Genomic DNA, 13509 nt, shown 5'->3' with positions numbered 1-13509 from the left:
GGGTCTGCTCCGTTGAAGACCGTGTGGGTGCGGATGGGACAGTGTCCCCGGGCCTCACCATCCGCCCACAGGGAAGATCGTTCGGCTGAAGCCCTGTGGAGCCCTTCGCCGAGAGGCGACCGCCATCCGTGCCCACACCCTCAGCCGCCCCGGCCGTGATTCCCCCGTCCCGGTCGGGGCTTCCCGCTGCCCGGCGCCCGCTCGCCGCCCGCTCCCCCGCCCGTCCGGCTCTCCCACTCCCCCGGCCGGCGGTACCGCTTGACTTCGAGAGCACTCCACTTCGTAGCGTGCCGGACATGAGCACTTCCGAGCACCGTTCACCGCACGCCGCACAGCACACCCCGCCGCACATCTCGTCGCACGCCCCGACGCGTACTCCGCAGCAGCGGATCGGCTCGGGTTTCGGGGCCCGCAGCACCGCCGAGGAGGTCCTCGGCGGCCTCGATCTGACCGGGCGGCTCGCCCTCGTCACCGGCGGTTACTCCGGTCTCGGCCTGGAGACGACGCGGGCCCTCGCCGGGGCCGGCGCCCGGGTCGTCGTCCCCGCCCGCCGCGCCGACGCCGCGCGGGAGGCGCTGGCGGGCCTCGACCGGGTCGAGGTGGACGCCCTCGACCTCGGTGACCTGGACAGCGTGCGCGCCTTCGCCGGGCGGTTCCTCGCCTCGGGGCGCACGATCGACATGGTCATCGGCAGCGCCGGCGTCATGGCCTGCCCGCTCACCCGGGTCGGGCCCGGCTGGGAGGCGCAGTTCGCCACCAACCACCTCGGTCACTTCGCGCTGGTCAACCTGTTGTGGCCGGCCATCGAACCCGGCGGGGCCCGGGTGGTGTCGGTGTCCTCCCGAGGGCACCACGCCGGCGGCATCCGCTGGGACGACGTGCAGTGGCGCACCGGCTACGACAAGTGGGCGGCCTACGGGCAGGCGAAGACCGCCAACGCCCTGTTCGCCGTGCATCTGGACCGGCTCGCACGGGACCGGGGCGTACGCGCCTTCTCCCTGCACCCCGGCGGCATCCTCACCCCGCTCCAGCGCCATCTGGCCACGGCGGAGATGGTGGAGCGGGGCTGGATCGACGAGGAGGGGCGCCTGGCGAACCCGGACGCCTTCAAGACACCGCAGCAGGGCGCGGCGACCCAGGTCTGGGCCGCGACCTCGCCGCGGCTGGACGGGCTGGGCGGTGTCTACCTGGAGGACTGCGACATCGCCGAGCCCGCCTCCGACGACGGCGACCGGGCGGGCGTCAAGGAGTGGGCGGCCGACCCGGAGCAGGCGGCCCGCCTGTGGCGGCTGTCGGCGGAGCTGACCGGCGTGGACGCGTTCGCCGGGTAGCCGTCGGCCCTCTTCCGTCCTGGCCGCGCCGGTGGGTCACGGCCCTTCGCCGCGGTCCGGCGGGCATCCCGGCGTGCGGGTCCCGGTGCGGGGTACCCGGGGGATTCCGCCCGGAAAGCGGTGAGAGGAGCGGAAAGTGAGCAGCGCAGCGGGCAGCAGGGTCGTGGTCACCGGTGCCACCGGCAACGTGGGCACCAGTGTGGTGCGTCTTCTCTCGGAGGACCCGGAGGTCGGTTCCGTGCTGGGACTGGCCCGGCGGGTCCCGGAGTGGGCGCCGCCGAAAACGGAATGGGCCGCCGTCGACGTCGCCTCCGACCGGGGCGACCTGGCCGGACACTTCGCGGGGGCCGACGCCGTCATCCATCTGGCCTGGGCGTTCCAGCCGACCCACGATCCGGTCCGGACCTGGCGCACCAACGTGCTCGGCTCCCTGCGGGTCTTCGAGGCGGCCGCCTCGGCGGGGGTGGGTGCCTTGGTGCACGCCTCGTCGGTCGGCGCCTACTCGCCGGGGCCGAAGGAGCGGGCGGTGGACGAGTCGTGGCCGACGCACGGCTGGCCGGACGCCGCCTACTGCCGGGAGAAGGCGTATCTGGAACGCGCCCTGGACACCTTCGAACGCGACCATCCGCGGCTGCGGGTGGTGCGGATGCGGCCGGCGTTCCTGTTCAAGCGCCAGTCGGCCAGCGAGCAGCGGCGGATCTTCGGCGGCCGGTTCCTGCCCGGCCCGCTGGCCCGGCCCGACCTGCTGCCGTTCCTGCCGGACATCCCCGGCCTGCGGATGCAGGCACTGCACACCGACGACGCGGCGAACGCGTACCGGCTCGCGGTGCGCACCGCCGACGCCCGGGGCGCGTACAACCTGGCGGCCGATCCGCCGGTCGACGCCGGGATGCTGGGTGAACTGGTGGGCACACCCCGCCGGGTCCGGCTCCCCCGGTCCGCCGCACGCGCGGCGATCGCCGCGGCCTGGGGGATGCGGCTGCTGCCGGCGTCACCTCATCTGTTCGACGCGGTACTGCGGCTGCCGCTGATGGACTGCACCCGGGCGCGGGCGGAACTGGGCTGGCGTCCGGAGCGCACCGCGACCGAGGTGCTGGAGGAGTTCCTCCAGGGGTTCCAGCAGGGCGCCGGGGCGGCGACGGAGCCGCTGCGGGGCCGCAAGGTCGGCTGACCGCAACACTGACCACGACACCGAGGGCGGCCCGGACAGATGTCCGGGCCGCCCTCGGTGTGCACCGGACCGGCTCAGCCGGAGGACTCCTCGGGCACCGGGTGCTCGGACTGGCCCGCTCCGGACCGCGGCGCGCCCTGCCGCCCCGTCCCCGCCTCGTCGGTGTCGGGTACGTCGTCGGCGGGGCCGACCGACTCCTCGGCCGGCCCGGCGTCCGCGTCGTCGCCGCCGTCGGCGCCGTCGGCCACATCGGGGTCCACGTCGCCGCGGGCCGCGAGACCGGGCGCGACCTCCCAGGGGTCCTCGCCGGCGTCGGCCTGCTGGTCCGGCATGTCCCGGGGAACGGGGGCACCGTTCTCCCCGGGTCCTTCGGCGCGGTGGTCGGTCACGGCGCTCTCCCTCCTGTCGTCCGGCCCGGCGCGGTTCTCCGGGCGAGCGATGTCGGGTACCTGGTACCTCCGCGCCGACCTGCGAAACCTCAGCGCGGGGCGCGCTCCTCCAACGCCGTACGCCAGGCCGGAAGGGGGTATTGCGGGGCCGGTTCGCGGCGCCGGCCGCCGCGGGCGAAGAAGTCGGCGAGCGGCAGGATCGCGGCGCCCACGGTCACCGCGTCGGGCCCGAGCCGCCCCAGCTCCACGGTGACCTTCCCGGCCGGGTGGCGCAGCGCGTACGACATGGCGTGGCGCCGGACGGCCGGCAGGAAGCGGGTGCCGAGCTGGAGGCCGGCCCAGCCGCCGATGAGGATGCGCTCGGGCTGGAAGAGGTTGATCAGGTCGGACAGGCCCGCGCCCAGGTACTCGGCGGTCTCCTCCAGGACGGCGAGCGCGACCGGGTCGGCCTGCTCGTCCCCGGCGGGGTGGGCGGCGGCGAGCATCGCGGTCAGCGCCGTCTCCTCGTCGGTGCCCTCGGGGACCCGGCCGCCCTCCTCGCGCCAGCGCGCCAGCAGCGACTCGGCGCCCGCGTACGCCTCCAGGCAGCCGAGCGCGCCGCAGCGGCACCGGCGGCCCCTGACCCGTACGGTCAGATGCCCCCACTCGACCGCCCGGCCCTGCTCCACCTCCGGGGTGACCAGGCTGGCGCCCACGCCGGAACCGAAGAGGACCACGACCGCGTTGCGGGCGCCGCGTCCGGCGCCGAACCACATCTCGGCCTGGCCGAGGGTCCGCGCGCCGTTGTCGATGAGGTACGGGACCGCGCCGGGGAGCGGGGAGCCGGCCCGCAGCAGCGCCTCCAGCGGGACCGCGTCCCAGCCGATGGTCTGGCCGTGGACGACGGCGCCCCGGTCGGGGGTGTGTTCGATGATGCCGGGGACGCCGATCCCGGCGCCGAGCAGCCGCTCGGGGGCGAGTCCGGTGGCGGCGAGCACCTCGGCGATGCCGTCGCGGATGTGGCCGACGACGACCTCGACGTCGTAGCGCTGCGGGGCGAGGGGGCGTTCGGCGCGGGCCAGTTCGGTGAGGGTGAGGTCGAACAGTTCGACCCGGACCCGGGTCTCGCCGACGTCCACGCCGATCATGTGGCCGCTGCCGGGGACGACCCGCAGCAGGGTGCGGGGCCGGCCGCCGTCGGAGTCGACGCTGCCCGCCTCCTCCACCAGGCCGTCGGCGACCAGGTCGGCGACGACGTTGCTCACCGAACCGGAGCTGAGGCCGGTCGCCGGGCCCAGCTCGAAGCGGCTGAGCGGTCCGTCGAAGTAGAGCCGTTGCAGGACGGCTGTGCGGTTCGCCCTTCTGAGGTCACGCACCGTGCGCCCGTTCTGCCCCGCCATGTGGCTCCTCTCCGAACCGTGCCCGACCCGCAAGATACCTCTGCGGAGGCGCTCGCCGCGACTTTCCCCCGTGCTTAATTCACGTCCTGAACTAAGCGGTGCCGCTCGAAGGGCCGAGCCGGCCCGGCGCCGGCCGGCGCCATGAGGTGGACACCGGCGTCCCCGGACGGGGAGAACCCCCGGGTTATGCGCTGTGGTGTTCGTCACTCCTGGTCGCGCGCATGCCCGCACCCGTCCGGCCCTGCCCGGCGCGTGGCAACGATCTTCCCCGCTCGCTCCGGTTACCGTCCTGTCCGGATACGTTCGATGCGCCTGGGGAAGGGAACAGCCCGAGGATGCTGGATGTACGTGAGAGCACGGCGTGGGCCGTGCGATGGGTGCGGCGGCACCGGGACCCGGTGCTCGCCCAGGCGCTGCGGTCGACGGCCGCGGCGACCATCGCCTATGTCATCGCCGTGCGCCTGAGTCCCGAGGCGGCGCCGCTCACCGCGCCCCTGACCGCCCTGCTGGTCGTCCAGGTCACCCTGTTCGCCACGCTCAAGATGAGCGTCCGCAGGGTGAACGCCGTGGTGGCCGGTGTCCTGGTCGCCATCGGCTTCAGCCAGTTGGTCGGTCTGACCTGGTGGAGCCTCGCACTGGTGATCCTGGTGGCGCTGGCGGTGGGTCATGTGGTGCGGGTCCACGAGTTCGTGGTCGAGGTGGCGATCAGCGCGATGCTGGTGCTGGGCGTCACCACGCACGGGAGCACGGCGTGGGCCCGGGTGGTGGAGACGCTGATCGGCGCGATCGTCGGACTGGCGTTCAACCTCTTCCTGGCTCCCCCGGTGTGGGTGGAACAGGCCGGCGCCTCCATCGAGAACCTGGCCCGGCGGTTGCGGCAGCTCATGCTGCGGGTGGGCGAGGAGGCCGCCGACAGCACCCCGTTCCACGAGGCGGCGGCACGGCTGCACGAGGCGCGGCGGCTGGACCACGAGATCGCCGAGGTGGACGAGGACCTGCGGCAGGCCGAGGACAGCCTGCGGTTCAACCCCCGGGTGCGTGAGGGCCTGCTGCACCGGGTGGTGCTCCGCACCGGTCTGGACACCCTGGAGATCTGCACCGTCGTCCTGCGGGTGCTCGCGCGCACCCTGACAGACCTGGCCAAGGAGCGCGAGCCGGAGCCGCTCTTCCCGGCGGAGACGGGCGCCGCCGTGGAGCGGCTGCTCTCCGAGATGGCGGACGCCGTGGTCAGCTTCGCGGTACTGGTGACGACGAGCGCGAGCGAGAACGCCGAGTCGGCGGAGGAACGTCTCTCCACCGAGCTGCGGCAGGCCGCGGTCACCCGGGACAAGCTCGCCCTGCTGCTCCTGGAGGAGGTGCGGCGCGACCCCCGGCAGTGGCAGCTCCACGGCGCGGTGCTGACCGAGGTCAACCGCATCATCGACGAGATGGACACCGAGCACCGTTCGCGCCGGCTGCTGGAGGAACTGGACCGCCACACCCGCGAGCAGCGCGAACGCCTGCCCCGGCTGACCCGGCTGCGGGACGGGGTGCGGCGGCGCCGGCGGAGGCTGCGGAACCGGGGGACCACCGGTGAACGTTCTTCCTGACGGGACAGGCGTTCCTCCGGAAGGAACGCGTGGTGGAAGCCGGACATGAGCGCGTGGCGGACGACGGACATGAGCGCATGGCGGACTACGGACATGGGGGACCGGCGATGAGCGGGACGGGCGTACGGATCGACGGGAACACCCTGCGGCTGCCGGGTGGCGTGGCGGTGCGGTTCATCCGCACCCTGCGGCTGCCCGAGCAGGGCACGCATCCGCTGCCGCCGGGGCTCGGCGAGTTCCCGGTGCGCCGGGTCGCGGACTTCCCGGACACCGTGCCCGACTCCTGGCGGGCCCGCGGCGGCGTGCTGCTGCCGGTGTACCTGCGCGAGGCGATGTGGCTGAGTTTCGGCGGCAGCGCGGAGCCGGCGGCATTGCAGGTCGGGGCGGGCAAGGTGTGCGCCGTCTCCGGGCGGCCGTGGAGCGACCGGCTCTCCCGCGATCCGCAGAATTACGTGGTGCTCCCCCGCCAGCCCTGGCTGGACGGCATCAACTCCGGGACCGGCACGGTCCGCCAGTTCGTGGCGGTCCCCCTGGGCCTGGGCGCGACCGTGGAGGGGCAGGTGACCGGCGAGGAGGTGTTCGGGGGCGTGCAGCTCCAGTCCTTCCCGCTGACCGAGGCGGCGCTCGGCGAGTGGCGTGCGGCGCGGCGGCGACTGGCGGAGCGGGCCCGCCGGGCGCCCGGCGGCGGGGTGACGCCGGCGATGCCCGCCCCGGGCGCCCTCCCGGCACCGGCGGCCCCGGCGGGTGCTCCCCGGGCCGCGGCGGCCATGGGGCTCGGGGTCGGCGGTTCGATGCGGCAGGAGGTCTACCGCGACGAGCGGCCGGCGGCGGACTGGGCCGGGCGGCCGGCGGGCCGGGTCTTCGTGCACCTGGTGACGCCGCCGCAGTGGCGGCGCATCACCGGGGAGGAACCGCCGCCGTCCCCGGTGGACCGGGCGGCGTACACCCGGGCCGGTCTGCCCTGGTACGACTACTACGACCAGGACGGCGACGACCTCGCCCCGGCGCCGGAGCTGGAGGGCGTCAAGCCGGTCGGCGACTGGCTCGGCGACGACCACGAGTCCTGGCAGCAGCCCGCGCCGCCGCAGGTGCGGCCGCTAGGGGACACGCCCGGGCAGCCGGTGCCGGACGGCGACTGGTGAACCGGCCGTCCTCCCCGCTCCCTCCCGCCCGGTACTCCCCGCACCTCGCCGCGCCCTCCCGCCCGGTGCTCCCCGCACCTCCCCGGGACCGCCCCGTGTGCCCGCCCGGTGGTATGTGCGCCGGGGCGGTGATCCATGTCAGGGTGGGGGCGCCGGAAGGGCCGTCGCCCGGGACGGCGGACGAGTCGGAGGGGCGCGGATGAGCGGGGACGGCTGGAGCCGGCGGCGGTTCGCCGGCATCCTCGCGGGGACGGCCGCCGCCGCGACGCTCCCGGGAGCCTCCGGGTGCGGCGCCGAGCGCCCGGCACCGGCCTCCTCCGCCGGTGCCACGACGGACAGCGGCGCCCCGGACCGGGGTGCGGACACCGGCACGGCCACCGGCACCCCGGGCGGCGGGCGCGCTCCCTCCGGACCCCGCCCGCTGTACATCGGCACGTACACCTCGGTCGACGGCGGGGGCGACGGCGTCACGGTGGCCGAGTACGAGCCCCGGACGGGCCGGGTGTCGGGCCGGGGCACGATCACCGGCGTCGGTGACCCGTCGTACCTCGCCGTCCATCCGGACGGCCGCACGCTGTACGCGGTGGACGAGCGCGAGGACGGTGCGGTGACCGCCGTCCGGCTCGCCGACCGCGAGGTGCTGGGCAGCCGGCCCACCGGCGGCGCGAGCCCCTGCCATCTGTCCGTGCATCCGGGCGGACGGTGGCTGCTGAGCGCCTGTTACGGCTCGGGCGGCGTGGCCGTGCACCCCATCGAGGAGTCGGGGGCCCTCGGCGCCCGCACCGACCTGGTCCCGCACACCGCTCCCCCGCCCGGACCCGGCCGGCGGGAGCCGCACGCCCACCAGGTCCTCACCTCGCCCGACGGCGGCCACGTCCTCGCCGTCGACCTGGGCACGGACACCGTCCACACGTACCGCCTGGACGAACGGGCGGGCACGCTCACCGAGGTCGCGCGGGCGCACACCCGGCCGGGCGCCGGCCCGCGGCACCTCACCTTCCATCCGGGCGGGCGCCACGCCTACCTGGCCAACGAGGCAGACAACACGGTGGCGGTCTGCGGCTACGACCCGGACACCGGCCGCCTGACCGTCGGCGCGGCGCAGCCCACCGGTACCGGCGCGGGCACCAGCTATCCGGCCCAGTTCCTGGTGACGGCCGACGGCCGGTACGCGTTCCTCGCCAACCGCGGCCACAACAGCATCACGCGGTACGCGGTCGAACGCGACGGCGCACGCCTGCGGCTGCTGGGCACGGTGCCGGCGGGCGGGGACTTCCCCCGCCAGATCGCCTTCTCACCGGACGGCGGGCTGCTCTTCGCCGCCCACCAGAGATCCGGCACGGTCAGCGTGTTCCGCGTGGCCGGGGCCGGCGGTGAGCTGGTGCTCGCCGGCAAGCCGTTCCCCTCACCGGTCGCCGTCTGTGCGCTGCCGCTGTAGCGCACGGGGGCGGGCCGCGGCGCTCGCCCGGGTGAGCAGCACATGCATGCGCTCGGTGAGCTGCGCGACGTCGTCGGCGGGCCGGTGGAAGGGCAGGCGTACGTCGCCGTGGGTGCGGGCCCGCTCGATGCGCAGGGTCAGCCCGTGCCGGTCGACGGCGAGCGGCCGGACCCGGACCACCCCGTGCAGGCTGTCGGTGTCGACCAGCCGGGTGAGCCGCTCCACCGCGTCGCCGTGGCAGTCGGCGAGGTGGGTCAGCAGCCGCGCCTCGGCGGTGGCCAGCGGGTCGGGCGCGGCGGCGGCGAACTCGTCGCGGTCGATCACCGCGGCGCCGGCCGGATCCCGCAGCACCACGCGGGTGGTGTGGAAGGCGAGGTGGCCCTCCTCGACGGCGATCCAGCCCGCCATCCAGAGCCGGGAGCGGATTCTGCCGCGGACCGGGACGGGGGCGACGTCGGCGAACTCCAGGACCGCGGACGGCTCCCCCCGGGGTGCGCAGATCGCCGCCGCGAGCAGCGCGCTGTCCTCCGGCACATGCAGGAACACCCGGCCGTCGTCGGTCACGGCGTGCGCGCCGACCAGTTCCTCGCGTCCGCCCTCCGCGGTCACCGCGCACGACCACGCGGCCGCGAGCACCGACCGGGCGCGTTCCGCCGCCGCGGGCGCGGCCGGCCGGCTCCGGCCGTCACCGATGCTGTCACCCATCCGAACCTCCTTAGGTAAGCCTTGCCTAACCTACCGGAGGTCCGGGTGTGCGCCAACCACGACGCCTGATCCGCCCGGGACTTCTCAGCGCGCGATGGCGCCGAGGAGCGCGCGGGCGCACAGGTCGCGCACCTGCTCGCGGGTCATCTCCGCCTCGCGCAGCCACTCCAGGCAGACCGCGGTGGTGAAGGCCAGCCAGCCGCGCACGGCCAGCCGCACGTCGGGCCGCTCACCGAAGTCCGGGCCGAACTCGGGGTCGGCGGCCAGGGCGGCGAGGATCTGCCGCTGCTGGACGGCGAGCGCCTGCCGGTAGGTGCGGCGCACTTCCTTGTCACCGGTCGCGCCGGCCCGGTGGAAGGCGCGGTAGCCGTGCGCGTGCGCCTCGACGTGCCGCAGGTAGGCGTCGAGGCCGGCGGTGAGCTGCTCGCGCACCGGGACGCCGGGCACCGCCGCCGTCATCCGCAGCATCCGCTCGCTCTCGCGCTCCACGACCGCCGCGAAGAAGTCCCGCTTGGTCGGGAAGTAGTGGTACAGCAGCCCCCGGGAGACACCGGCTATCTCGGCGACCTGCTCGATCCAGACCTCGTCGTAGGGGCTCTCGGAGAACAACCGCGCGCCCACCGAGAGCAGTTGCTCCCGGCGCTGGGCGGTGCTGAGCCGGCGGCGCGTGCGCTCGCCCTGGTCGGCAGCCATGTCCCGCACCTTACTTGACGCCGGTTCAGCGGCGGGACGAGACTGAGACGCGCTATTGAATCGACGTACAACAGGCCGCGCGGGACGGGCAGCGCACGGCACCGCGCGTACGCCCCTAACGCGCATCGCACGCCCGCGCACCACACGTCGCGCACCACACGCCACACGCCACACGCCACACGCCACACGCCACCTACTACGGAGATCGCTCATGGCGGAGACGAGGAACGGCCTGCCGAAAGGATTCCGCAGCGCCGAACAGGGCTGGCCCGAACTGCACCGAATACCCCACCCCCCGCACCGGCTGCCGCTGCTCGGGGATGTCCTCGGCGCGAGCCGGCACACCCCGCTCCAGGACTCCCTGCGCCACGCGCGGCAACTCGGGCCGGTCTTCCGCAGGCGGGCCTTCGGCAAGGAGTTCGTCTTCGTGGGGGGCGCCGCGCTCGCCGCCGACCTGGCCGACGAGTCCCGGTTCGCCAAGCATGTCGGGCTGGGCGTCGCCAACCTGCGGCCGGTCGCGGGCGACGGCCTCTTCACGGCGTACAACCACGAGCCCAACTGGCAGCTCGCGCACGAGGTGCTCGCCCCGGGCTTCAGCCGCGAGGCCATGGCGGGGTACCACGTGAAGATGCTGGACGTGGCGGACCGGCTCGTCGCCCACTGGGACCGCGAGGGGGCGGCCGGGCGGGCGGTGGACGTGCCCGGCGACATGACGAAGCTGACGCTGGAGACGATCGCGCGCACCGGGTTCGGGCACGACTTCGGCTCCTTCGAACGCTCCCGGCCGCACCCCTTCGTGACCGCGATGGTCGGCACGCTCGGCTACGCCCAGCGGCTGAACACCGTGCCCGGACCGCTCGCCCCATGGCTGCTGCGCCGCGCGACCCGCCGCAACACCGCCGACATCGCCTACCTCAACCGCACGGTGGACGACCTGGTCGGCGCCCGCCGCACCGCGGGGGGCGGCGACGGGGACCTGCTGGACCGGATGCTGGAGACCGTCCGGCCCGGCACCGGGGAGCGGCTCTCCGCCGAGAACGTCCGCCGCCAGGTCATCACCTTCCTGGTCGCCGGCCACGAGACCACCTCGGGCGCGCTCTCCTTCGCCCTGCACTACCTCGCCCGGCACCCCGAGATCGCGGCCCGCGCCCGCGCCGAGGTGGAGCGGGTCTGGGGCGGCGCGGACCGGCCCGGCTACGAGCAGGTGGCCAGGCTGCGGTACGTGCGCCGGGTCCTGGACGAGTCGCTGCGGCTGTGGCCGACCGCGCCCGCCTTCGCCCGGGAGGCCCGCGCGGACACGGTGCTCGGCGGCACCCACCCGATGCGGCGCGGCGCCTGGGCGCTGGTGCTCACGCCCATGCTGCACCGCGACCCGCGGGTGTGGGGTCCGGACGCCGAACGGTTCGACCCGGACCGCTTCGACGCGGCGGCGGTACGGTCCCGGCCGGCGCACACCTTCAAGCCGTTCGGCACCGGCGCGCGGGCCTGCATCGGACGCCAGTTCGCGCTGCACGAGGCGACGCTCGTCCTCGGACTGCTGCTGCGCCGCTACGACCTGAAGGCGGACCCCGCCTACCGGCTGCGGGTGACGGAACGGCTGACCCTGATGCCGGAGGGACTGCGGCTGCGCCCGGAGCGGCGCCCGGCCACGACGCCCGCCGCACCCGTCACGCCCCCCGCACCCGCCGTCGCCGCGCAGGTCACCGGCGTCCGGGCGGCGGAGTCACGCTGTCCAGTGCGCGGGGCGGGTGACTGACCCCGGCAACCGGGTACCGGCGCTCCCCCGGGCCGCGACGACCTGCGGCTGGGTCAGGAAGAAGGCTCCCGTGAGGTCCGCGTCGGTCAGGTCGGTGTCGCGCAGATCCGCGCCGATCAGGTCCGCGCCACGCAGATCGGCACCGGTCAGGTCGGCGGCGATGAGGTACGCCCCGCGCAGGTCGGCGCCGCGCAGATCGGCGCCCCGCAGCCGGGCGCCCATCAGGTCGGCGTGCCGGCGGTTCCTCCCGCCGCCCCGCCTGCCGCCCCGCTCGCGTCGCCCGTCGCCGCCGGTCCCGGCCCGGGCCAGTTCGCTGGTGCGCAGCAGCAGGGTGTTGACCTCCTGCCGGTGGGCGGCCACGTCCAGCGCGAGCAGCTCGTCGGGGGTGCCGCCGGCCAGCCGCTCGGTCCGCTCGCGCAGGCGGCGCAGATCGGCGTGGAGCGGGCGCGCGGCGGCCAGGCCCAGCGCCTCGGTCAGGTACCACAGCAGCTCGTGCAACTGGCGCACCACCGGGAAGACGTCGACCATGCGCCGGGCGTCCCCGGCCGGGCCGGTGCGCCGGTCCCGGCCACCGAAGGTGACCTGCGAGACGCGCTGCCCGGCGCCGAAGCAGTCGTAGACGGTGCAGCCGTTGAAGCCGCGCTCGCGCAGCCGGGCGTGGATGCCGCACCGATGGTCGTCCCCGAGGTTCGGGCACGGGGTGCCCGCGTCCTTGTCGAGGGCGAAGTCCGCCGAGCGGGCGAACGGCAGGGCGACGCAGCACAGGCCGAAGCACTGTGCGCAGTCGCCGCGCAGGTCCGCCAGAACGGTGCGGCCGGTCCCGTCCGTGAGATCCATGAGATCCGTGCGGTCCGTGCGGTCCGTGCGGTCCGTGCGGTCCGTGCGGTCCGTGCGGTCCGTGCGGTCCGTGCGGTCCGTGCGGTCCGTGCGGTCCGTGCGGTCCTGCGTGTTCTTGCGCATGGCGCCCACGATACGGAACCGCCGTCAAACCCCGCTCAGCCGCCCGGACCGGACAGGTCCAGGCCGGACAGGTCCAGGCCGGCCAGCCGCTCGCGGTCGGCCAGGATGTACATCCCGGTGATCCGCCCCTCGGCGACGGTGACGCTCATGACCGACACCGGCGGCTTCCCCTCGGGCACGGCGAGCGCCCCGATTCCGCCGTTGACCAGCACCAGCCGGGTCCGGCCGGTGAACCGGCGGAAGAGCATCGCCTGTTCGGCCACCTGCCGGGCGCCGCGCACCAGCTTGGAGGCGGTCACGCCGCCGGCCGTGCCCGCGTCGGCCCGCAGCACCACGTCCGGGTGGAGCACCGCCAGCAGGGCGTCGAAGTCCCCGGCGACGCTGGCGGCCCGGAAGGCGTCGAAGACCTCGCGCTGCCGGCCGAGATCGGGGTCGGCCGCCGGGGTCGCCCCGCGCACCCGCCGCCGGGCCCGGCTGGCCAGTTGCCGGGTGGCGGCCGGGGAGCGCTCCACTATCCGCGCGATGTCGTCGAACGGCACGGCGAACATGTCGTGCAGCACGAACGCCAGCCGCTCGGCGGGCTCCAGGGTCTCCAGGACCACCAGCAGGGCGGTGCCCACCGAGTCGGCCCGCAGCACCTCCCGCTCCGGATCGCTCCGCTCCAGCGCCCGCAGCACGGGGTCCGGTACGAAGGTGTCGAAGCCCTCGGTCATCGGCTCCTCGCGGCGCGCGGTGCGCGAGCGCAGCATGTCGAGGCAGATCCGGCCGGTCACGGTGGTCAGCCAGCCGGGCAGGTTGCCGATGTCGTCGGCGCCGGCCCGGTCCAGGCGCAGCCATGCCTCCTGCACCGCGTCCTCCGCCTCGGTCAGTGAGCCGAGCATGCGGTAGGCCAGCGCCCGCAGCCGGTCGCGCTGCTCCTCGAAGCGGTCGGCCAGCCGTTCGGCGACGTCCATGCC

12 protein-coding genes are annotated in these 13509 nt (G+C 75.2%); 6 read left to right on the top strand and 6 right to left on the bottom strand.

The window, feature by feature from the left end; all coding sequences use genetic code 11:
* Positions 1-296 precede the first annotated feature (296 nt).
* Both ABEB00_RS06060 and ABEB00_RS06055 read left to right on the top strand, forming a co-directional pair.
* The gene (locus ABEB00_RS06060; protein ID WP_345617864.1) at positions 297-1331 is read left to right on the top strand and encodes an SDR family NAD(P)-dependent oxidoreductase; all 1035 of its coding nucleotides are present in this window, start codon (positions 297-299) and stop codon (positions 1329-1331) included.
* Between the two features lie 136 nt (positions 1332-1467).
* On the top strand, positions 1468-2502 hold the full coding sequence (locus ABEB00_RS06055; RefSeq protein WP_345617863.1) for an SDR family oxidoreductase: 1035 nt from the start codon (positions 1468-1470) through the stop codon (positions 2500-2502).
* Between the two features lie 74 nt (positions 2503-2576).
* Here the strand turns inward: ABEB00_RS06055 and ABEB00_RS06050 are convergent, their stop codons facing one another.
* Both ABEB00_RS06050 and ABEB00_RS06045 read right to left on the bottom strand, forming a co-directional pair.
* Positions 2577-2891, bottom strand: coding sequence for a hypothetical protein (locus tag ABEB00_RS06050; protein ID WP_345617862.1), 315 nt, complete (start codon positions 2889-2891; stop codon positions 2577-2579).
* Between the two features lie 89 nt (positions 2892-2980).
* Entirely contained in the window at positions 2981-4270 is a 1290-nt protein-coding gene (locus tag ABEB00_RS06045) for an ROK family transcriptional regulator (protein WP_345617861.1), read from the bottom strand.
* A gap of 335 nt (positions 4271-4605) precedes the next feature.
* Here ABEB00_RS06045 and ABEB00_RS06040 point away from each other — a divergent pair, with 335 nt between their 5' ends.
* The 3 genes from ABEB00_RS06040 (at position 4606) to ABEB00_RS06030 (ending at position 8439) form a co-directional block, all read left to right on the top strand.
* Positions 4606-5859 carry an FUSC family protein gene (locus tag ABEB00_RS06040; protein ID WP_345617860.1) on the top strand — a complete coding sequence of 418 codons (1254 nt, stop codon included), beginning with the start codon at positions 4606-4608 and terminating at the stop codon, positions 5857-5859.
* A gap of 107 nt (positions 5860-5966) precedes the next feature.
* The gene (locus ABEB00_RS06035) at positions 5967-7001 is read left to right on the top strand and encodes a hypothetical protein (RefSeq protein WP_345618052.1); all 1035 of its coding nucleotides are present in this window, start codon (positions 5967-5969) and stop codon (positions 6999-7001) included.
* Positions 7002-7200: 199 nt separating this feature from the next.
* The gene (locus ABEB00_RS06030; RefSeq protein WP_345617859.1) at positions 7201-8439 is read left to right on the top strand and encodes a lactonase family protein; all 1239 of its coding nucleotides are present in this window, start codon (positions 7201-7203) and stop codon (positions 8437-8439) included.
* Here ABEB00_RS06030 and ABEB00_RS06025 read toward each other — a convergent pair.
* On the bottom strand, positions 8407-9144 hold the full coding sequence (locus tag ABEB00_RS06025; protein WP_425586441.1) for a DUF2470 domain-containing protein: 738 nt from the start codon (positions 9142-9144) through the stop codon (positions 8407-8409). The genes ABEB00_RS06030 and ABEB00_RS06025 overlap by 33 nt on opposite strands.
* 84 nt (positions 9145-9228) lie before the next feature.
* Positions 9229-9837 carry a TetR/AcrR family transcriptional regulator gene (locus ABEB00_RS06020; protein ID WP_345617858.1) on the bottom strand — a complete coding sequence of 203 codons (609 nt, stop codon included), beginning with the start codon at positions 9835-9837 and terminating at the stop codon, positions 9229-9231.
* Positions 9838-10048: 211 nt separating this feature from the next.
* On the opposite strand from ABEB00_RS06020, the gene ABEB00_RS06015 reads away from it, so the two are divergent.
* Positions 10049-11593: a cytochrome P450 gene (locus tag ABEB00_RS06015; RefSeq protein ID WP_345617857.1), complete on the top strand. Its 1545-nt coding sequence runs from the start codon at positions 10049-10051 to the stop codon at positions 11591-11593.
* Here the strand turns inward: ABEB00_RS06015 and ABEB00_RS06010 are convergent.
* Positions 11561-12430 (bottom strand): pentapeptide repeat-containing protein, encoded by an 870-nt coding sequence (locus tag ABEB00_RS06010; protein ID WP_345618050.1) that lies wholly within the window; start codon positions 12428-12430, stop codon positions 11561-11563. The genes ABEB00_RS06015 and ABEB00_RS06010 overlap by 33 nt on opposite strands.
* A gap of 158 nt (positions 12431-12588) precedes the next feature.
* On the bottom strand, positions 12589-13506 hold the full coding sequence (locus tag ABEB00_RS06005) for a sigma-70 family RNA polymerase sigma factor (protein WP_345617856.1): 918 nt from the start codon (positions 13504-13506) through the stop codon (positions 12589-12591).
* Between the last annotated feature and the right edge of the window lie 3 nt (positions 13507-13509).

Origin of the sequence: Streptomyces ziwulingensis, from assembly GCF_039542605.1 — a bacterium.
GTDB lineage: Bacteria > Actinomycetota > Actinomycetes > Streptomycetales > Streptomycetaceae > Streptomyces > Streptomyces ziwulingensis.
The sequence above is the reverse complement of the archived record's forward strand: the minus strand, read 5'-3'. Positions and strand labels throughout refer to the sequence as shown.

Coding starts and splice junctions, on each gene's coding strand:
- ABEB00_RS06015 (WP_345617857.1), top strand. CDS start 10,049: ATGGCGGAGACGAGGAACGGCCTGCCGAAAGGATTCCGCAGCGCCGAA.
- ABEB00_RS06040 (WP_345617860.1), top strand. CDS start 4,606: ATGCTGGATGTACGTGAGAGCACGGCGTGGGCCGTGCGATGGGTGCGG.
- ABEB00_RS06045 (WP_345617861.1), bottom strand. CDS start 4,270: ATGGCGGGGCAGAACGGGCGCACGGTGCGTGACCTCAGAAGGGCGAAC.
- ABEB00_RS06025 (WP_425586441.1), bottom strand. CDS start 9,144: ATGGGTGACAGCATCGGTGACGGCCGGAGCCGGCCGGCCGCGCCCGCG.
- ABEB00_RS06060 (WP_345617864.1), top strand. CDS start 297: ATGAGCACTTCCGAGCACCGTTCACCGCACGCCGCACAGCACACCCCG.
- ABEB00_RS06010 (WP_345618050.1), bottom strand. CDS start 12,430: ATGGATCTCACGGACGGGACCGGCCGCACCGTTCTGGCGGACCTGCGC.
- ABEB00_RS06035 (WP_345618052.1), top strand. CDS start 5,967: ATGAGCGGGACGGGCGTACGGATCGACGGGAACACCCTGCGGCTGCCG.
- ABEB00_RS06030 (WP_345617859.1), top strand. CDS start 7,201: ATGAGCGGGGACGGCTGGAGCCGGCGGCGGTTCGCCGGCATCCTCGCG.
- ABEB00_RS06005 (WP_345617856.1), bottom strand. CDS start 13,506: ATGGACGTCGCCGAACGGCTGGCCGACCGCTTCGAGGAGCAGCGCGAC.
- ABEB00_RS06020 (WP_345617858.1), bottom strand. CDS start 9,837: ATGGCTGCCGACCAGGGCGAGCGCACGCGCCGCCGGCTCAGCACCGCC.